Genomic DNA, 19565 nt, shown 5'->3' on the forward strand with positions numbered 1-19565 from the left:
TGGTTCAGGCCACACCTGCCTAGCGTTTGACCTGCTTCAACGTCTCGGCAATCAGGAACGCCAGCTCCAGCGACTGATCGGCATTCATCCGCGGGTCGCAATGGGTGTGGTACCGGTCCGACAAGCCATCCTCGGTAATCGGCCGCGCACCGCCGATGCACTCGGTGACATTCTGCCCGGTCATTTCAATATGAATCCCGCCGGCATAAGTGCCTTCGGCTTCATGGACCTGGAAGAATTCCTTCACTTCACTGAGGATCTGCGCGAAGTCCCGGGTCTTGTAGCCGCTGCTGGCCTTGATGGTGTTGCCATGCATCGGGTCGCTGCTCCACAACACCTGCTTGCCTTCGCGCTGCACGGCGCGGATCAGGTTGGGCAGGTGGTCGCCGACCTTGTTGGCGCCCATGCGTGCGATTAGGTTCAGGCGGCCGGGGTCGTTGTCCGGGTTGAGAATGTCGATCAGGCGAAGCAGATCCTCGGGGTTCATGCTCGGGCCGACCTTGACCCCGATCGGGTTGTTCACCCCGCGCAGGAACTCGACGTGGGCACCATCGAGCTGGCGTGTACGGTCGCCGATCCACAGCATATGTGCCGAACAGTCGTAGTAGTCGTTGGTCAGGCTGTCACGACGCACAAAGGCTTGCTCGTAGTTGAGCAGCAGCGCTTCGTGGGCGGTGAAGAAACTGGTCTCGCGCAGTTGTGGCGAGCTGTCCATGCCGCAGGCGCGCATGAAGGCCAGGGTTTCGTCGATGCGGTTTGCCAGTTGGCTGTACTTGTCGGCCAGCGCAGAGTTGGCGATAAAGTCCAGGTTCCACTTGTGCACCTGGTGCAGGTCGGCAAAACCGCCCTGGGCGAAGGCTCGCAGCAGGTTCAGGGTCGCGGTGGACTGGTGGTAGGACTGCAACAGGCGGTCCGGATCCGGGACGCGGCTTTTCTCGTCGAAGCCAATACCGTTGACGATATCGCCACGGTAGGCGGGCAGGGTGATGCCGTCGATGGTTTCATCGTTGGCCGAGCGCGGCTTGGCGAACTGGCCGGCCATGCGCCCGACCTTGACCACCGGGCAGCCTGCGGCGAAGGTCATGACAATGGCCATCTGCAGCAGCACTTTGAAGGTGTCGCGGATTTTAGCAGCGGAGAACTCGGCAAAGCTCTCGGCGCAGTCGCCACCTTGCAGCAGGAACGCGCGACCCTGGGTCACTTCGGCAAACTGACGGCGCAACTCCCGGGCTTCACCGGCGAACACCAGCGGCGGGTAACTGGCCAGGCTCTGCTCGACCTGCAGCAAGTGCGCGGCGTCAGGGTAGTGGGGTTGTTGCTGGATCGGCAGGGCGCGCCAGCTGTCGGGGCTCCAGGGTTGGCTCATCGTGAACTCGAATGAATGTCGGGAACGTGCATGTTATCAGCAATTAGTGCGTGACCTGCTGGCGCCGCTTGGCCGACAATCGCGCCTTTCCCGCTTGCTACCAGGCGGCTTGAACCCGTGCCCGGGCCCATTAGGAGATGAAATGACTGAGGAGCGCGTCGAGCGCCTGTTGGCTGAGGTCCATGATGACTTCGGCATGATCCGTGTGCTGGAAGTGGCCGATTACCGCTTTCTCGAGTTTGGCGATGCCATCGAGCAGAGCTGTGTGTTCACTGCCGATCCAAGCTGGCTGGAGTATGACTACACCCGTGCCATGTTGATTGGCGCCTTGTGCCACGAGCATCCCGAAAGTGCGCTGTTCCTTGGCCTGGGGGCGGGGACGCTGACCCAGGCCTGCCTCAAGTTCCTGCCCCTGGAAGATGTCGAAGCCATCGAACTGCGCCCGGATGTCCCGCGCCTGGCCATCGAATACCTGGGGCTGGATGATGATCCGCGGCTGTACATCCGCGTGGGCGATGCGCTGGAGTTGCTGGAGACGGCGGAGCCGGCGGACCTGATTTTCGTCGACTTGTATACCGATGTGGGGCCGGGGGTTGGCCACCTGGCCTGGACCTTCCTGGAGAACTGCCAGAAGAAGCTCAACCCTGGTGGTTGGCTGGTGATCAATCAATGGGCCACCGATGATGGCAAGCCCCTGGGCGCTGCGTTGTTGCGTGGGCTTTATCATCGGCATTACTGGGAGCTGCCGGTGAAGGAGGGCAATGTGATCCTGATCGTGCCGGCGGACCTGGACCAGACGCTGGACCTGGCGGCGGTGTCTGCGCGGGCCGAGGCGCTGGCGCCGCGCCTGGGGTATTCGTTGCAGGCCTTGATCAAGGCGGTTCGTCCGGCGACTTAGTTGCCTGGACTGGCCGCATTGCGGCCCAGGTATCTGCACATCTTAGTGATTCTCAGGTTTGTGTACATATCTGTTGCTGCGGGCATGCCGAGCCTAGGCGAGGCACCGAGTGGTGGCAAAAGCGCTTTGGTTATTTTCGCGCTTTTCGAAAGTGAGCCGCCGTTACCGCAGCAATGGCTATGTACACATACCGAGAAAAGAGTTGTGTAGAGACCTATGCTCATCGCGGGCAAGCCCACAGGTGTACGCGGTCAAATGGGACGGTGCGCCGATTCGACTTACTCACGATGAGGCCATCACTGCCTGCTCACAACCCCTTGAATACCCCCGGCCGCTTCTCCAGCATCGCCCGCACCCCTTCCTTGGCATCCTCGCTGTTAAGCAGTTTTTCGACCAGCACCGGCAACCCGGCCGCCGCAGCGGTCTCGCCTTCATCCCGCGCCTGGCGCGCCGATGTCAACGTCGCCTGCACGCCCAGCGGTGCCTGGCTGGCAATCCGGTTGGCCAGGGTCAGTGCTCGAGGCAGCAGGTCCTCGCTGGCCATGACCTCTTGCACCAGTCCCAGTCTTAAAGCTTCATGGGCATCGAACTCATCGCCTGTCAGCAGCCAGCGCATGGCGTTGCCCCAGCCGGCGATCTGGTGCAGGCGCAGGGTGGCACCACCAAAAGGAAAGATCCCGCGCTGCACTTCCATCTGCGCAAAGCGCGTATTGCTGGCACACAGGTTGATATCTGCCGCGAGCATCAATTCGATACCGATGGTCAGGCAATAGCCCTGTGCGGCAACGATCACCGGCTTGCTGACCCTGGGCCCGGCGAACACGCCCCACGGGTCGCAACCGCCCAGCGGCGGCTGCCAGCCTTGGGCCATGGTGTGGGCGACGTTGATCAGGTCCAGTCCGGCGGTGAAATGCTCGCCATGCCCGAACACCACGGCCACCCGCGCTTCTTCATTACGATCGAATTCGCCATAGGCCAGGCTCAGTTCGTTGAGCAGATCGAGGTCAAAGGCGTTGCGCTTGGCGACCCGATCGAGCCCCAGCAGCAGGACATGCCCTTGTAGTTCACGGCTGACGCGGCTGCTACTGGCTTGACTCATGGGGGCATCCTCGGGCGCGAAAGGCAGTTTCGGACCGAAGGGCCCACTGCAAAAGGTGAAGCGTTTAAGCGCAATGACCAACGGGGCCGGGCCTTTGAAAAATAGACGTTCCTGCGAAGATGCGCAAAGCCAGTGACACAGAGCAGTGGAATGGCCTTTTCCGATAAAAAAAGCTCCCTTTTTCAGGGATTTCCGGTATAGTGCGCGCCGGCCTTTAACTGGGCCGCGTTTAGGTAGCGCAATTCCCCGAAGTCAGCTTCGGCTGCACGTCCGCACAGCGGACTCTCCCTTGACGAATCTTTTTCATTCATTCGTTTTCGCAAATCCCCGCCGACAAAGCAGCCAGGGCGACTCTTGAGTCTCAACACGGCATGCGCAGCTTTGGAGCATGGGTCTTTGCGGATGCACTTAGAGGCAGACCCATGACCCAGGAAACCGGCGGCTTCGCCGCTTTTAATCTTAACCCGAACATTCTTGCTGCCGTCATTGCGACCGGCTACGAAGAACCTTCGGCTATTCAGCAGCAATCGATCCCGATCATCATGGCCGGCCAAGACATGATTGGCCAGGCGCAAACCGGTACCGGTAAAACCGCCGCGTTCGCCCTGCCAATCCTGCACTGCATCGATCCTGCCAAGCGCGAGCCGCAAGCCCTGATCCTGGCGCCAACCCGTGAGTTGGCGCTGCAAGTAGCAACCGCTTTCGAAACCTACGCCAAGCAAATGCCGGGCGTTACCGTTGTGGCCGTTTACGGCGGCGCGCCTATGGGCCCACAACTGAAAGCAATCCGTAATGGCGCACAGATTGTTGTCGCCACGCCGGGCCGTCTGTGCGACCACCTGCGTCGTGACGAAAAAGTCCTGTCGACCGTGAACCACCTGGTTCTCGACGAAGCTGACGAAATGTTGAAGCTGGGCTTTATGGATGACCTGGAAGTCATCTTCAAGGCGCTGCCACCGACCCGTCAGACCGTACTGTTCTCGGCTACCCTGCCACAGTCGATCCGTGCCATTGCCGAACGCCATCTGCGCGATCCGCAACACGTGAAGATCCAGACCAAGACCCAGACCGTTACCGCGATCGAACAGGCTCACCTGTTGGTTCACGCTGACCAGAAGACCTCGGCTGTATTGAGCCTGCTGGAAGTCGAAGATTTCGACGCCCTGATCATGTTCGTGCGCACCAAGCAAGCGACCCTGGACCTGGCCAGTGCCCTGGAAGCCAAAGGCTACAAAGCCGCTGCGCTGAACGGTGACATTGCCCAGAACCAACGTGAGCGCGTTATCGACTCCCTCAAGGATGGCCGTCTGGACATCGTTGTGGCGACCGACGTAGCTGCCCGTGGTCTCGACGTTCCACGTATCACCCACGTGTTCAACGTTGACATGCCGTACGACCCAGAGTCCTACGTTCACCGTATCGGCCGTACCGGCCGTGCCGGTCGCGAAGGTCGTGCACTGCTGCTGGTGACTCCGCGTGAGCGCCGCATGCTGCAAGTGATCGAGCGTGTAACCGGTCAGAAAGTTGCCGAAGTCCGCCTGCCGGATGCCCAGGCCGTTCTCGATGCCCGCATCAAGAAACTGACCAACAGCCTGTCGCCGCTGGTGGCTGACGCTGAATCGACCCACGGCGACCTGCTGGACCGCCTGACCGCCGATATCGGTTGCACCCCACGCGCCCTGGCTGCAGCCCTGCTGCGCAAGGCTACCAACGGTCAGGCCCTGACCCTGGCGGCGATCGAGAAAGAGCGTCCACTGGTGCCGAACAACGCCCCGCGCGGTGATCGTCCAGAGCGTACTGGCGACCGTCCGGACCGTGGTGATCGTGAGCGTCGTGCGCCGGTTCCATTGGCCGAAGGCCGTGCTCGCTGCCGTACCGCGCTGGGTGCGCGTGATGGCATCGCTGCCAAGAACCTGCTGGGCGCTATCCTCAACGAGGGTGGCCTGGCACGTGAAGCGATTGGTCGCATCCAGGTGCGTGACAGCTTCTCTCTGGTTGAGCTGCCGGAAGATGGCCTGGAGAAGTTGCTGGCCAAGCTGAAAGACACCCGCGTTGCCGGCAAGCAGCTCAAGCTGCGTCGCTATCGCGAAGATTGATCAGCCCTTGGGTTGATTGATCGAACATAAAAAATCCCCGACTGGTTCGGGGATTTTTTTTGCCTGGGTTTCCCCGGGGCCCTACAAAAAACCGTGGCTAAGCAAAACGATAGATATCCATCCCCAGCGCCCCCAGGGTGAACCCCTGGTGGACCACACTGAACTGCCCGCCCGCACCGCGCGCGAAATACAGTGGCAACAAGTGCTCATCGCTGGGGTGGCTGCGCACTGCATGGGGTGCCTGGCGGCGGTAGTCGTGCAAGGCAGCTTCATCCTCGGCGCCGAGTTGGTCGACGACCCAGTCGCGGAACTCCCGTGCCCAGGGCTCGATGCTTTGCGGCCCGGCCTGCCAGTCCAGTTCGCCGAGGTTATGGGTGATGCTGCCCGAGCCGATCAACAGCACGCCCTGTTCGCGCAAGCCGCGCAGTGCCTGGCCGATGCGGGTTTGCAGGGCTGGGCCCATATGGCTGGGCAGGGAGACCTGCACTACAGGGATGTCGGCCGCCGGGTACATCAGCGACAGCGGCACCCAGGTGCCATGGTCGAACGGGCGCTGGTGATCGAGGCGGGCTTGCAAGCCATCGGCGATGAGCAACTCGACGATTTGCTGGGCCAGTGCCGGATCGCCCGGGGCCGGATACTGCACGGAAAACAGTTCGCGGGGGAAGCCGCCGAAGTCGTGCCAGGTCTCTGGGGCGGGGCTGGCGCTGACCAGCAGTTCACGGCTTTCCCAGTGTGCGGACATCACCACGATTGCCTTGGGGCGTGGCAAGTCCGCCGCCAGGCGTGCAAGGGCCGGCCCGCTGGCGCCGGGTTGCAGGGCAAGCATGGGCGAGCCGTGGGAAATAAACAGGCTGGGCAGCATGAGTGGGGTCCTCAAGGTTAAGATGGGACCATCTTCAATCAGATCATTGATCTAAATCTAATATAAGTTTTAGCGCTATTTGATCGAATTTTCAGGATTATTCATGGACTCCACCTTTTGGCATGACCGCTGGGCACGTAATCAGATCGGCTTTCACCTGCCCGAGGTCAATCCCTATTTGCAGCGACACTGGCCGGGCCTGGGGTTGGCCGGCGGGGTGGGGGTGCTGGTGCCGCTATGTGGCAAGAGCCTGGATCTGGTCTGGCTGGCGAACCAGGGACATCGAGTCCTGGGGGTGGAGCTGGCGGAAAAGGCCATTGAAGAGTTTTTCCAGGAGCAGCGCCTGGTTGCGCAAGTCAGCCAACGGGGTAGCTTCAAGGTGTATCAGGCAGGCGCTATCGAGCTGTGGTGCGGTGACTTCTTCGAGTTGAGCCGCGAAGATGTGGCGGGCTGCACGGCCCTCTACGACCGGGCGGCACTGATCGCCTTGCCGACGTTGATGCGCGAGCGTTATGCCGCGCATTTGCAGGCGATTGCGCCGCAGGTGGACAGTGGCCTGCTGATCAGCCTGGACTATGAGCAGGCCCTGAAGGGAGGCCCGCCGTTTGCCGTGAGCGACGATGAAGTCCGTGGGCTGCTGGGAGTGCACTGGCGCCTGAGCGTCCTGGAGCAGCGGGATATCCTGGCCGAGAGCCCGAAGTTCGCCCAGGGCGGTGTCACGCGGCTGGAGGAGCGGGTTTACCGGTTGGCGCCGCTGTAAATCACGCGCCCACAAAAAAGGGGCGATTCAATCGCCCCTTTTTTTACCCGCTGGCTGTCAGCCGCGACGACGCAGTGCGTCGATCCGCTCTTCCAGTGGCGGGTGGCTCATGAACATCCGCGCCAGGCCTTGCTTGACGCCACCGTTGATGCCGAAGGCATTCAGGGTGTCCGGCATATGCACCGGCAGGCCCTGTTCGGAGCGCAGGCGTTGCAGGGCGCCGATCATGGCGGCAGTACCGGCCAGTTGCGCGCCGGCTTCGTCGGCGCGGAATTCGCGTTTGCGCGAGAACCACATCACGATGGAGCTGGCAAGGAAGCCCAGTACCAGTTCGGCAAAGATGGTCGCCACGTAGTAGGCGATACCCTGGCCGCCTTCGTTCTTGAAGATCACCTTGTCGACAAAGTTGCCGATGATCCGTGCAAAGAACATCACGAAGGTGTTCACCACGCCCTGGACCAATGCCAGGGTGACCATGTCACCGTTGGCGACGTGGCCGATCTCGTGGGCCAGCACGGCCTTCACTTCGTCGGGCGAGAAACGCTCCAGCAAACCCTGGCTGACGGCAACAAGAGCATCGTTCTTGTTCCAGCCAGTGGCGAAGGCGTTGGCCTCGTAGGCCGGGAAGATGCCGACTTCGGGCATCTTGATCCCGGCTTCGCGGGACAGTTGCTCGACGGTCTGCAGCAGCCATTGCTCATGCCGGGTGCGTGGCTGGGTGATGATCTGGGTGCTGGTGCTCATCTTCGCCATCCACTTGGAGATGAACAGCGAGAAGATCGAGCCGGCAAAACCAAAGACGGCACAGAAAACCAGCAGCTGATTGAGGTTCAGATCAACCCCGTTGGCCGCCATGAACCCGTTGAAGCCGAAAAGGCTCAGGGTGATGCTGGCAATCAGCACGACCGCCAGGTTAGTGGCCAAGAACAGCAGGATGCGCATCATGGTTGTAGAATTCTCCTCATGCTTAATATGTCGCGTACTGCGGGGTATATAAGGTGCGGCAGTGGGCTATTCAACCGGGCGACTATTTCAAACTGTGTCCTACAGCATGAATGTAGAGGCTTGCAGGGATTTTCCGAGGCTTGGGACCCGTGAAAATTGCCCTTGGCTGGCGTCTGCGCCCCACGATTGCGGGTAAGTACAGGGTAGAGGGGAAGCGGGCGGAGCAGAAGGTGTATCTGGGTACAGAATGTGTTGCCAGATACTCGCTGTACGACCTTTTGCGGGCCGTACAGCGAAAGCCGGGTTACTGGCGATAGGACTTCAGGAAGTTGCCAATGCGCCCGATGGCCATGTCCAGGTCATCCACGCGCGGCAGGGTCACCACACGGAAGTGGTCGGGCCACGGCCAGTTGAACGCCGTGCCCTGGACCACCAGCAGCTTTTCCGACAGCAGCAGGTCGAGGACGAACTTCTCGTCGTTGTGGATCGGGCAGACCTTCGGGTCAATCCGTGGGAACGCATACAGGGCGCCCATGGGTTTGACGCAACTGACGCCGGGAATGTCGTTGAGCAGTTCCCAGGTACGGTTGCGCTGCTCCAGCAGGCGGCCGGCCGGCAGTACCAGGTCGTTGATGCTCTGGTAGCCACCCAGCGCGGTCTGGATCGCGTGCTGGCTCGGCACGTTGGCGCACAGGCGCATATTGGCCAGCATGTCGATGCCTTCGATGTAGCTCTGGGCATTGTGCTTGGGCCCGGAGATGGCCACCCAGCCGGAACGGAAACCCGCCACCCGGTAGGACTTGGACAGGCCGTTGAAGGTCAGGCACAGCAGGTCCGGGGCCAGGGAGGCGGTGCAGATGTGCACGGCGTCGTCGTAGAGGATCTTGTCGTAGATCTCGTCGGAGAACACCACCAGGTTGTGCTGGCGCGCCAGTTCCAGCATGCCCAGCAGCACTTCCTTGGAATACACCGCGCCCGTCGGGTTGTTCGGGTTGATGATCACCAGCGCCTTGGTATTGGGCGTGATCTTGGCCTTGATATCAGCCAGGTCCGGCCACCAGTTGGCTTGCTCGTCGCACAGGTAATGCACCGGATGGCCGCCCGCCAGGGTCACGGCCGCCGTCCACAGCGGGTAGTCAGGCGCCGGCACCAGCACTTCGTCGCCGTTGTTGAGCAGGGCCTGCATGGCCATCACGATCAGCTCGGAGACGCCGTTGCCCAGGTAGATATCTTCGATACCGACCCCTTCCACCTGCTTTTGCTGGTAGTACTGCATCACGGCCTTGCGCGCGCTGAACAAGCCTTTGGAGTCGCTATAGCCTTGGGCGGTGGGCAGGTTGCGGATCACGTCCTGGAGGATTTCGTCCGGTGCTTCGAAACCAAAGGGCGCCGGGTTGCCAATGTTCAGCTTGAGGATGCGATGGCCTTCCTCTTCCAGGCGTTTGGCGTGCTTGAGCACTGGGCCGCGAATGTCGTAGCAGACGTTGGCGAGCTTGTTCGATTTGCTGACCTGCATGGCGATGTGATCCCGAAAATGAACGATCCAGACGATGTGAAGACTACCGTGCTGGGAATCCTGCGTGTGGCCTGACCCATAAATACGTTTGAATGCCGATAACGCGGGTGCCAGACTGGCGCTTTGAAGAGGCGCAATCATACGTGCCGCCTGATCCATGGAAAAGACACAGATCAGGCTTTTTCAGTTGTCGAGGTGGATTGATGGAAAAGTTGGATAAGACCCTGGATGAATGGCGGGAAATGCTCGACCCGGCGCAGTATCAAGTGTGCCGTCTCAAGGGCACCGAGCGGCCGTTTTCCGGCAAGTACAACGCGACTACGACCGATGGTGTGTATCACTGCATTTGCTGCAATGAGCCACTGTTCGATTCAAAGACCAAGTTCGATGCCGGTTGTGGCTGGCCCAGTTTTTATGAGCCGATTGCTGATAGCGCGATGATTGAGATTCGTGATGTCAGCCACGGGATGATCCGTACTGAAGTGACCTGTGCCAGGTGCGATGCGCACTTGGGGCATGTGTTCCCGGATGGTCCGCCGCCTACTGGCTTGCGTTACTGCATCAACTCGGTGTGCCTGGACCTGGTTCCCCGCTGAAATCCCCTGTAGCGAGGGGCTGTGGTGATGAGGGGGCAAGCCCCCCCTCGTCACAAGCTGATGTCGGGTTATCAGTCTGGTCAATTAAATTGCATGCAATTTAATTGCTCGCTATGTTTTCACAACCTTCTCTGCATCTGAGGCGTTCTCATGAGCAACAACCTGCTGACCATCCCCTGCACCACCATCAAGGGTGAGCAAAAGACCCTGGCGGACTTCGCCGGCAAGGCGATCCTGGTGGTCAATACTGCCAGCAAGTGCGGTTTCACCCCGCAGTACAAAGGCCTTGAACAGCTTTGGCAGCAGTACAAGGACCAGGGCCTGGTGGTATTGGGCTTTCCGTGCAATCAGTTCGGCAAGCAGGAACCGGGTGACGAGGGGGCCATTACAGAGTTTTGCGAGCTGAATTTCGGCGTCAGTTTCCCGTTGTTCAAGAAGGTCGATGTCAACGGCGGCGAGGCCCACCCGCTGTTTGTGCAATTGAAACAGCGCGCACCGGGTCTGCTGGGCTCCAAGGGCATCAAGTGGAACTTCACCAAGTTCCTGATCGGTCGCGACGGTCAGGTGGTCAAGCGTTTTGCCCCCACCACCAAACCTCAGGAACTGACCCAAGAGATCGAAGCGTTGCTCAAATGACCGACTTGCCTGCCGTATCCCTGGCCCTGGATGACCAGTTGTGCTTCAAGCTGTACGCCGCCTCCCGGGCGGTGACGCGGGCCTACAAACCGATGCTCGACGAGTTGGGCCTGACATATCCGCAATACCTGGTCATGTTGGTGTTGTGGGAGTGGCACGCCGTTGCGCCGCCCCAGCCGACGGTCAAGGCGCTGGGGGAGCGCTTGTTGCTCGACTCCGGCACGTTGACGCCGTTGCTCAAGCGCCTCGAACAGCTGGCGTTGATCACGCGCCGGCGCAGTACCCGGGATGAGCGCGAAGTGCACTTGTGCCTTGCCGACGCGGGCCAGGCGTTGCGTGAGCGCGTCCAGCCGCTGAAGGCCCGCCTGTTGTGTGACAGTGGTGTGGACCTGAGCCAGGCGGACGCCTTGCGCCATGGCCTCGACCAGTTACTCCGGCAGATCACAGACTTGTCGTAGTCGGCACCCAGAGGTCGAGCAGGGCGTTGAGTTCTTCGCGGCGGAAGGGTTTGGCCAGGTAGTCGTTCATACCGGCGGCCCGGCACCGTTCGCGCTCCTCGGCCAGGGCATTGGCGGTCAGCGCGACAATCGGCAGCTCCGGCCAGCGCCCGCTACGGCGAATCTGCCGGCTCGCCTCATAGCCATCCATCACCGGCATGTTGCAGTCCATCAGCACCATATCGAAGCGCTGTTCTTCCAGTTGCTTCAGTGCCTCACCGCCATGGGCCGCCACCACCACCTCGCAGCCCAGCTTGCCGAGCATGCCCTTGGCCACCAGTTGATTGACCGGGTTGTCCTCCACCAAAAGAATGCGCGCCCGATGCGCGACCGGGCCGGTTTCCAGTTGGGCCAGGTCGAGGACGATTTCGTTGTCGGCGCGCAGGGTGCGGTGCAGGACCTGATACAGCGCAGCGCGGCTCAGCGGGCGAGCCTGCTGTTGCAGGGGCGCCAGGGCGGCCACTTCTTCGCTGGGCATGAAGTTGCCGTAGGCGGTAATCAGCAGGATCGGTGCGCTGACGGTCGGGCGCAGGCGGAACAGGCACTCGGGGCAGTCGGTGATCAGGATGTCCGGCGCCAGGCCGGTCAAGTCGTCGTCGATGGTGTAGCACTGCGGCGTCAATCCCCAGTGCGGCAGCAAGGTCAGCAGCAGTTCTGCCAGGCCACTGCTGGCCCCGGTAATCACCGCGACCTCGCCGGTCAATGGTCCCAGCCGCGCCGCCGGTGTGTGGGCGGGCAGTGGCAGTTCGGCGCAGAACTGACTGCCGAAGCCGGTTTCCGAGCTGATGGTCAGCCGCCCGCGCATGGCCTCGCAAAGGTTGTGGGTCAGCGCCAACCCCAGGCCAGTCCCGCCAAACTGACGGGTAATACCGGCGCCCGCCTGGGTGAAAGGTTTGAAAATCCGCGTCTGGGCCTCCTGGGCAATGCCGATGCCGGTGTCGCACACTTCGATGCGCACGCCATCGGGTTGTGCACTGAGGCGTACGTCGACGCGGCCGAAACGGGTGAACTTCAAGGCATTCGACAGCAGGTTACTGACGATCTGCCGCACCCGGGTCGGATCACCCACGACCTGGGCGGGAAACTGCGGGTCGATCAGGCAGGTCAATTCGACGCTGGGGGCGGCGTTCTGCGACAGCAGGTTGGCGGTGTCTTCCACCAGGGAGCCGAGATCAAAAGGGATGCTCTCCAGTTCCAGTTGCCCGGCATCGAACTTGGACAGGTCGAGAATATCGTTGAGCAGTTCTACCAGGACCTTGCCGGAGTCATGGGCAATCGACAATTGTTGGCGCTGCTCGGCATTCAGTGTGCTGTCCAGGGACAGCGCGATCATGCCGAGCAGGCCGTTGAGCGGGGTACGGATTTCATGGCTCATGTTGGCGAGGAAGGCCGCACGCGCCTGGGCCATGCCCAGGGCAGTCATTTTCGACGCTTCCAGTTCCTCGTTGGACTGGCTTAGCCGCTGGTTGATCGCCTTGAGCTCGGTGGTACGCGCCGAAACAATATCTTCCAGTTGGCCGAGGTACTCGGTCAGGCGGTCCTCGGCGTGGCGCCGTTGCTGGATTTCGGTCTCCATATTCTCGAACTGTTGGTTGGCGACATTGACCAGTACACCGATCTCATCGTGTTCGTGCCCCGGCGGGCAGTCCAGGCGAGCCAGGGGCGCATTGCCGGGGCTGCGGGTGCTCAGCTCGCGGATGATCCGCACCAGGGGTTGGGTCAGCATCACGTAGAACAGGCCTAGAAGGATGCCGGTCAGGATCAGGCTGCGAGCAAAGCCATTGAGCAGGGTGATCTCCGCTCGGTGTAGGAATCGGCTGCCAAACGCGTACGTATCGACGTCAAGGCGCAATACGCCGAGGGATTCGCCGGGCATATGGGTAAGATACAACCGGTTTTCGAACTGGCGGTTGGCGCCGAACAAAAAGTCGCTGATGGGGCGGTAGCTGCTCTCTGTGCGCGGCCGATTAACGTCAGCCAGCACCAGGCCATTGTTGTCGACCAACTGTGCCCGCGTGATGGCGGGGGAGTGCAGCAGGCCCAGGGTCAGTTCCTGGGCCAGTTCGGCGTCGATGTTGTAGGCGATGCGTGAGGCGGGGTTATGGCTGATTTCAATCAGCGCGTGTATTTCACGGTTGATGGACGCGTCTTCGCTGGCATAATCAATGCCGATTTGGATCAGGCTGAGCAAGGTTCCCAATACGAAACCGACCAGCACAGTCAGTCTGGCTTGTTTATAAGACAAGCGGTGGGCGAACTTGATATCCATTGGGTGCTGAGCCACTTTACGTTTCCCTTCGCCTGGCAAGCATAGCTGAACATCTTCAGCGTCCGCCTTGCCCGGTATGAATCGTTTTTTCAGGTGCAGCCGTCTGGCAACTGCGTCAGGGTTGCCAATACGCCATCTTTTACAAGAACTTGCCACAGGAATAGTCATGGATTCTCGATTGAATGCCTTTCTTGAGCGGGCCGATGCGGTGCTTGCTCGTCTGGAACCCCTGTTGCCAGCACCTCGCGCGGTGATTGACTGGAACCACTGCCTGGCGGCCCGCTGGCAGCGTGAGGGGCGCAGCGGTTTTCTGCTGCCCCTGGAAGTCAGCCTGGATATGCGCCTGTCCGACCTGATTGGAGTCGACAAGCAGCGCGAGCAATTGGCCCGCAATACCCAGCAATTTCTCGACGGCCTGCCCGCCAACCATGCGTTGCTCTGGGGCTCGCGTGGCACTGGCAAATCGTCCATGGTCCGCGCCTTGCTGGCCCAGCATGCCAAAGCCGGCTTGCGCCTGATCGAAATCGAGCGTGACCACCTGGCCGACCTGCCGCGGGTGGTCGAGCAACTGCTCAAGCTGCCCCAGCGTTTTATCCTGTTCTGCGACGACCTGTCGTTCGAGGCCGGCGAAGGCGATTACCGTGTGCTCAAGAGCGTGCTCGACGGTTCGCTGGAGCAGGCCCCGGAAAACGTGCTGCTGTACGCCACCTCCAACCGTCGTCACCTGGTACCGGAAAACCAGAGCGACAACGACAATTGGAAACGCGTGGACGGTGAACTGCACCCCAGTGAAGCGGTGGAAGACAAGATCGCCTTGTCCGACCGTTTTGGCTTGTGGCTGTCGTTCTATCCTTTCACCCAGGAGCACTTCCTGGACGTGGTGGAGCACTGGATCGGCGAGTTGGCCAACAAAGCGGGTTTGCAGTGGCAGCGCGATGAAGCACTCGACATCCTTGCGGTGCGCTGGGCCACCGGCCGTGGCAATCGCAACGGCCGTTGCGCCTACCAGTTCGCCCGCTACTGGGTGGGGCTTAAATTGCTGGAGCGTCAGCCATGATTGATTTGCAACAGTCGGGCAGCGGCCTAGATGGGTACGCCATGCTCTGTGCGCAGCTGGAATCGCTGCTGGCCGATGAGCGCGACTTTATCGCCAACGCGGCGCAGTTTTCGGCGTTCCTGTTCAACCAACTCGATGACTTGAACTGGGCGGGCTTCTATCTCAATCGTGATGAGGAACTGGTGCTGGGGCCTTTCCAGGGGCAGATCGCCTGTGTGCGGATCCCGTTTGGTCGAGGGGTGTGTGGTGCGGCGGCGGCTTCACGGCAAACCCAGCGGGTGGAAGATGTGCATGCCTTTGCCGGGCATATTGCTTGCGACAGTGCTTCCAACAGTGAGCTGGTGGTGCCATTGATCAAGGATGGGCGGTTGATTGGGGTGCTGGATCTGGATAGCCCGAAACTGGCGCGTTTCAGGCTTGAGGATCAGATGGGGATTGAGCAACTGGCGGCAATCTTCCTGCGGTTGACTGACTGCTGAGTGAGCGCAGCTGCGTTCCTTGTGGGAGCCGGCTTGCCTGCGATGGCGCCGGGAAGAACACTGGGGGGTGTCGGGCCCCCCACGTCTACGTTAACGACTATCGCCGCGATGCGGCGACCCGACAAGCCCGCCCCTACAATGGCGCCATATTCTCCAACTGCTCTTGCAGCACGTGCTCAAGGTCGAGCATGGCTTGTTCTATGGCCTTGATCCAAATCTCGACCTGCACCGGGTCGGCTGCCTCGCCAGCCTGTTCCAGCACCTCACATTGCTTGGCCAGTGTGCGGGCCTGGACGATCCTGGCAGCGCCCTTGATCTTATGGGCCTGGTCGACCAGGTCCTGAAGCGTGCCTTGTCCGAGCATTGCCATGAGTTCCTCGCGATCACGCCGGCTGCTGCTCAACAATTCTTCCAACAGACGCTGGCTTAACAGTGGATCACCACCGGTGAGGGTGTTCAGGCTATCGAGATCAAAGATCCGCCCTGGTGACAGTGGGGTGATCTCGGCCAGATGGCGCTCCAGTGTGGTAAGGCTGATGGGTTTGAACAGGCAGTCGTTCATGCCTGCATCCCGGCAGCGCTGTTTTTCCTCCGGCTGGGCATTGGCGGTAAAGCCCAGGATGATGCAGGGCGTGATGTCCTCCCGTTGTTCATGTTCGCGGATCGACCGTGCCAGTTCATAGCCGTTCATGATCGGCATATTACAGTCGGCAATGATCAGGTCGAAGTGCTCCTGGCGCCAGGCCTGGAACCCCGCCGCACCATGCTGGACTGCAGTGAACCGGTGCCCGAGGAAACCCAGTTGCTGACACATGAGCAGGCGGTTGGCCGGATGGTCGTCCACCACCAGCACATTGAGCACCGCCGCAGCATCCTGGGTCGCAGGCTTGAGCTCGATCAGCGGGTAGGCAGGTGGCAGGCTGGTCATCTGCAGCGAGACAAACACCTGGGTGCCGACCCTGGGCACGCTGCTCAGGGTCAGTTGCCCTCCCATCATTTCGCATAGGCTACGACAGATGACCAGCCCAAGACCGGCGCCGCTCCTGGCCAGGTGCCCGGAATTGTCGGCCTGGGAAAACGGTTCGAACAGGCGCTGCTGATCGTCCCGGCTGATCCCGATGCCGGTGTCCTCGACCACCAGTTTCATCTCGATTTGCTGTGGCTCGCCGGTGGTCTGGATATCCACCCTGATCTTCACTTCGCCCTGCTCGGTGAACTTGATGGCATTGCTCACCAGGTTCGACAGGACTTGTTTGAAGCGCAGGGGGTCGATCTGCACATCACGTTCTTCAACGCCGGGATTGAACTCCAGTAGCAAATTGAGACTCTTCTGGCGTGCCAGCCCATCGAACACACGCACCACCGACTCGATCAGTTCCCGCAGGTTGACGCGTTCCGGCGCCAGGCTCAGGCGACCCGACTCGATGCGTGCGATGTCGAGGATGTCGCCAATCAACTCCAGCAAATCCTTGGCCGAGTTGTAGGCCACCTCGATGGCCGGACGATCCAGATGCCCATGATCGGCACGCTTGAGAGTCAACTCCAGCATGCCGATCACCGCGTTCATGGGGGTGCGGATCTCATGACTCATGGTCGCCAGGAATGTGCTTTTCGCGCGATTGGCCTCATCGGCACGGTCCTTGGCGCTGCGCAGGTCATCGAACAATTGGCGGCGTTCGCTGATATCAATCCAGCCGCCGATGATGCCCTGGACCTTACCGACCGAATCGCGGTACGGCAGGATCCAGTGATAGATCGTCAGGTGCTGCCCATGAATATGCAGGGCGCGATCCAGGATCAGCGGCTTGCCTTCGGCGACTACCCGCAGATAGTCGGCATGGTACTGACGGGCTTGTGCTTCGTTTTCCAGGTTGATCTGCATGACACTCTTGCCGATGACGTCCTCGCGCTTGACGCCGAAGACCTGCAAGTAACTGTCATTGCAGGTCTGTAGCAAACCGTTGCGATCACGCACGTAGATCGGATGAGGGGTCTCATTGACCAGGGCGCGCATGAATTCGTATTGATCGCTCAGGGCCCGTTCCGCCATCTGCCGCTGCTTGATCTGCCGGCGCATGTAGCCGTTCCAGGCCAGGGATGTAAGTAGCAGCAGCCCGGCGGCACTGACGATCTGGATAATCAGACGGTGGTAGTTGCGCCAATAGCTGTCGGAGGCGGCCGTGTAGCCACGCCAGCGGTTGTTGATGACCCCAAGTTCGTCCGGCGCGATGCTGAGCAGGGCCTTGTCAAGAATGGAGGCCAGTTCGGTGGCGCTGCGTGATGTCGCCAGGGAAAAAGAGGCCAGTTGCGTGCCGATACTCGAACTGACCTGCAACCGGCCCTGAAAGAAGTGGGATGAGAGGAAGTAGTTGGCAACCACCAACGAGTTGACGGCCCCATCTACATGCCCCTGGGCCAGCATTTCCGAGGCTTTGAAGGTGTCGCTGGCCTCTACTAGGGTGATCTGCGCAAATTCGCGGCGCAGGTACTCCACCAGTGGGTTGCCTTCGGTGATTGCCAGTTTTTTTCCCGCCAGTTGCTCAAGACTCGAGGGTGCCCCAGGTTCCTTGCGTGTCAGCAGGACATAGGAGTTCTGCAGGTACGGGCGGCTGAAATTGAGCTTGGCTTCGCGTTCGCGGCTGGGGCTGATGGCGGCAATGATGTCGGCATTGCCGTTCTCCACCTGTTCGATCATCTGGTTGACGTTGCGGGTGTTCTGGAACTCCAGACGCAAGCCCGTACGGAGCCGGATCAACTCCAGCAGGTCGGCGGTCATGCCCCGCAGTTGGCCATCTGAATCGGCGAACGTCAGTGGCGCGAAGGTTTCGTTGATGACCACTTTCACCACTGGGTGATCCTTGATCCAGCGCTCTTCACGCTGGCTCAACTGCAACTTATGGTCGGTCAGCAGGATATCGCTGCCTGCACTCCAGCGTTTGGCGATATTCTCCCGCTCGTAGGTCCCGACACCGGCGAGGACCGTATCGACGATGTCCAGCAGGGTCTGCTGGTCGCGGTGTACGGCAAAGCTGAAACCGTATGCTTCGTGCTTGCCGAAATTGGCCATGCGGATGTTCTTCAGGTAGCCCTTGTTGATCATGTAATGGGTGGAAATGGTATCGCCGAGAAACACATCGGCCTGGTCGAAGGCCACGGCATTCAGCGCATTCAAATAGGACGGATAGACCTGGATGATCGCATTGGGGTACAGCGCTTCGACTTCCTTCAAGGGCAGGTAGTGGTAGACGAGGCTCAAGCGCAGGCCCGCCAGCCCGTCATCGAGCGGGCGGGTTTCTGTATCACGGGTGACCAGTACCGGCTGGTCGACCGCATAGGGTGTTGACAGGACGATGTCGGCGTTGCTCGCTTCAAATCCGTTGGCGCTGCCCAGCAGGTCGATTTTCCCCTCTTCCAGTGCCTGGATTGCCGCCTCCCGCGAGGGGTAGCGCACCACCGTGACGGGCAATGCCAGGGCTTTGGCGAGGATGCCCGCGTAATCGGCAGTAATACCTTCATAGTCATGACCGCTGGCGGTGATGTCGAAAGGTGGGTAGTCGGGTGTCGAGGCTCCCAGCAGCAGTTCCCGTTTGTTTTGTAGCCAATGGCGCTGCGTGGGGGTCAGTTGAGTGTCCAACTGAACGATGCCGGCACGACTCAGCAGTGCGTAGCGTTCTGGAGCGGTTTGAGCGGCTGGCACGGCTGTACTCAAGCACAGCCCGGTACTCAAAATGATTAGATAGTCCTTTAAACGCCTTGGCATCCTGTTTCTCACACTAACGCGTTGCGTTTTGCCATCTCGATAAGTTCTACCAAGGACTTGGCCTTAAGTTTTTGCATGAGTCGTTTTTTATAAGTGCTAACAGTTTTATTGCTAAGGAACATGCCTTTGGCGATTTCCTTGTTTGTACGGCCTTGCGCAAAAAGTTGTAGGACCATAAGTTCTCGGTCATTAACGGCTTTGAAAAGATTCAATTCTTCGTTTTCGCCCACATCGGTGCCAGTGCTGTTTAATGCCTGGCTTGGGAAATAGTTGTAACCTGAAAGTACAGCTCTGACGGCACTTAGCAGTTCACTTAGGTCACCTTCTTTGCAAACATAGCCATCAGCACCGGAACGCATGCAGCGTGTCGCAAAAAGTGTCGGGGATTGGGCCGTCAAGATCAGGGTTTTCATTGGCGTGCTCATTGCGTTGAACCTGCAGAGAACCTCCAGCCCGTCAAGTTTTGGAATGCTGATGTCAAGAATTATGAGGTCTGGGAGGCATTCGCGGACCATTTGTATTGCATCACAACCGTTATCTGTTTCGCCGACTACTTTGTAACCTTCATGTTCCAGCAACATTCGGATTGCAAGACGAATGACCGGATGGTCGTCAATAATAAAAACTGTATTCATGAGCCAATTCCATACTAGTGCAAATAAGCGCGCACATTAGCTCAGAAGGTAGGGCAGGAGCATGAAGGGAAGGCTGAGTAGATATAAAACA

The 19565-nt window shown here is 60.0% G+C and carries 16 protein-coding genes; 8 read left to right on the forward strand and 8 right to left on the reverse strand.

Annotated features, from left to right (window positions below; all coding sequences use genetic code 11):
- Window positions 1-19: 19 nt before the first annotated feature.
- The gene (locus tag HBR94_RS19360) at window positions 20-1366 is read right to left on the reverse strand and encodes a 3-deoxy-7-phosphoheptulonate synthase class II (RefSeq protein ID WP_057958936.1); all 1347 of its coding nucleotides are present in this window, start codon (window positions 1364-1366) and stop codon (window positions 20-22) included.
- A gap of 142 nt (window positions 1367-1508) precedes the next feature.
- On the opposite strand from HBR94_RS19360, the gene HBR94_RS19365 reads away from it, so the two are divergent.
- Window positions 1509-2264, forward strand: coding sequence for a spermidine synthase (locus tag HBR94_RS19365; RefSeq protein ID WP_057439179.1), 756 nt, complete (start codon window positions 1509-1511; stop codon window positions 2262-2264).
- 307 nt (window positions 2265-2571) lie between these two features.
- Here HBR94_RS19365 and HBR94_RS19370 read toward each other — a convergent pair whose 3' ends face one another.
- Window positions 2572-3363, reverse strand: a complete 792-nt coding sequence (locus HBR94_RS19370) for a crotonase/enoyl-CoA hydratase family protein (RefSeq protein ID WP_057439178.1) — start codon at window positions 3361-3363, stop codon at window positions 2572-2574.
- A gap of 422 nt (window positions 3364-3785) precedes the next feature.
- Here HBR94_RS19370 and HBR94_RS19375 point away from each other — a divergent pair, with 422 nt between their 5' ends.
- Complete coding sequence (locus HBR94_RS19375; protein WP_017136163.1) at window positions 3786-5459, forward strand: DEAD/DEAH box helicase; 1674 nt, start codon at window positions 3786-3788, stop codon at window positions 5457-5459.
- 97 nt (window positions 5460-5556) lie between these two features.
- On the opposite strand, the gene HBR94_RS19380 is transcribed toward HBR94_RS19375, so the two are convergent.
- Window positions 5557-6324, reverse strand: a complete 768-nt coding sequence (locus HBR94_RS19380) for a class III extradiol ring-cleavage dioxygenase (RefSeq protein ID WP_170045395.1) — start codon at window positions 6322-6324, stop codon at window positions 5557-5559.
- Between the two features lie 103 nt (window positions 6325-6427).
- Between HBR94_RS19380 and HBR94_RS19385 the strand changes: the two genes are divergently transcribed.
- Window positions 6428-7084, forward strand: coding sequence for a thiopurine S-methyltransferase (locus tag HBR94_RS19385; protein ID WP_170045396.1), 657 nt, complete (start codon window positions 6428-6430; stop codon window positions 7082-7084).
- 57 nt (window positions 7085-7141) lie between these two features.
- On the opposite strand, the gene htpX is transcribed toward HBR94_RS19385, so the two are convergent.
- Together htpX and HBR94_RS19395 are read right to left on the reverse strand one after the other, a co-directional pair.
- The gene (gene htpX, locus HBR94_RS19390) at window positions 7142-8029 is read right to left on the reverse strand and encodes a protease HtpX (RefSeq protein ID WP_029298042.1); all 888 of its coding nucleotides are present in this window, start codon (window positions 8027-8029) and stop codon (window positions 7142-7144) included.
- A gap of 304 nt (window positions 8030-8333) precedes the next feature.
- Complete coding sequence (locus HBR94_RS19395; protein WP_029298044.1) at window positions 8334-9545, reverse strand: pyridoxal phosphate-dependent aminotransferase; 1212 nt, start codon at window positions 9543-9545, stop codon at window positions 8334-8336.
- Window positions 9546-9748: 203 nt separating this feature from the next.
- Here HBR94_RS19395 and msrB point away from each other — a divergent pair, with 203 nt between their 5' ends.
- The 3 genes from msrB to HBR94_RS19410 all read left to right on the forward strand — a co-directional run bounded on the left by msrB (window position 9749) and on the right by HBR94_RS19410 (window position 11235).
- Complete coding sequence (gene msrB / locus HBR94_RS19400; RefSeq protein ID WP_115127855.1) at window positions 9749-10141, forward strand: peptide-methionine (R)-S-oxide reductase MsrB; 393 nt, start codon at window positions 9749-9751, stop codon at window positions 10139-10141.
- A 150-nt stretch (window positions 10142-10291) separates the two neighbouring features.
- Window positions 10292-10777: a glutathione peroxidase gene (locus HBR94_RS19405; protein ID WP_057439173.1), complete on the forward strand. Its 486-nt coding sequence runs from the start codon at window positions 10292-10294 to the stop codon at window positions 10775-10777.
- Window positions 10774-11235 carry a MarR family transcriptional regulator gene (locus HBR94_RS19410; RefSeq protein ID WP_057439172.1) on the forward strand — a complete coding sequence of 154 codons (462 nt, stop codon included), beginning with the start codon at window positions 10774-10776 and terminating at the stop codon, window positions 11233-11235. Before HBR94_RS19405 ends, HBR94_RS19410 begins: the two co-directional genes overlap by 4 nt.
- Here the strand turns inward: HBR94_RS19410 and HBR94_RS19415 are convergent.
- Window positions 11219-13543 (reverse strand): response regulator, encoded by a 2325-nt coding sequence (locus HBR94_RS19415; RefSeq protein WP_170045412.1) that lies wholly within the window; start codon window positions 13541-13543, stop codon window positions 11219-11221. The genes HBR94_RS19410 and HBR94_RS19415 overlap by 17 nt on opposite strands.
- Window positions 13544-13709: 166 nt before the next feature.
- Between HBR94_RS19415 and HBR94_RS19420 the strand changes: the two genes are divergently transcribed.
- Both HBR94_RS19420 and HBR94_RS19425 read left to right on the forward strand, forming a co-directional pair.
- Window positions 13710-14600: an ATP-binding protein gene (locus tag HBR94_RS19420; RefSeq protein ID WP_029298058.1), complete on the forward strand. Its 891-nt coding sequence runs from the start codon at window positions 13710-13712 to the stop codon at window positions 14598-14600.
- Window positions 14597-15079, forward strand: a complete 483-nt coding sequence (locus tag HBR94_RS19425) for a GAF domain-containing protein (protein WP_057958944.1) — start codon at window positions 14597-14599, stop codon at window positions 15077-15079. The genes HBR94_RS19420 and HBR94_RS19425 overlap by 4 nt, the downstream gene beginning before the upstream one ends.
- A 133-nt stretch (window positions 15080-15212) precedes the next feature.
- On the opposite strand, the gene HBR94_RS19430 is transcribed toward HBR94_RS19425, so the two are convergent.
- Together HBR94_RS19430 and HBR94_RS19435 are read right to left on the reverse strand one after the other, a co-directional pair.
- Entirely contained in the window at window positions 15213-18839 is a 3627-nt protein-coding gene (locus HBR94_RS19430; protein WP_170045397.1) for a transporter substrate-binding domain-containing protein, read from the reverse strand.
- An 8-nt stretch (window positions 18840-18847) separates the two neighbouring features.
- The gene (locus HBR94_RS19435; RefSeq protein ID WP_057439169.1) at window positions 18848-19474 is read right to left on the reverse strand and encodes a response regulator transcription factor; all 627 of its coding nucleotides are present in this window, start codon (window positions 19472-19474) and stop codon (window positions 18848-18850) included.
- Window positions 19475-19565: the final 91 nt, after the last annotated feature.

The sequence above is a fragment of the Pseudomonas sp. WS 5412 genome, assembly GCF_012985615.1.
In the GTDB taxonomy this organism is placed as follows: Bacteria; Pseudomonadota; Gammaproteobacteria; order Pseudomonadales; family Pseudomonadaceae; genus Aquipseudomonas; species Aquipseudomonas shahriarae.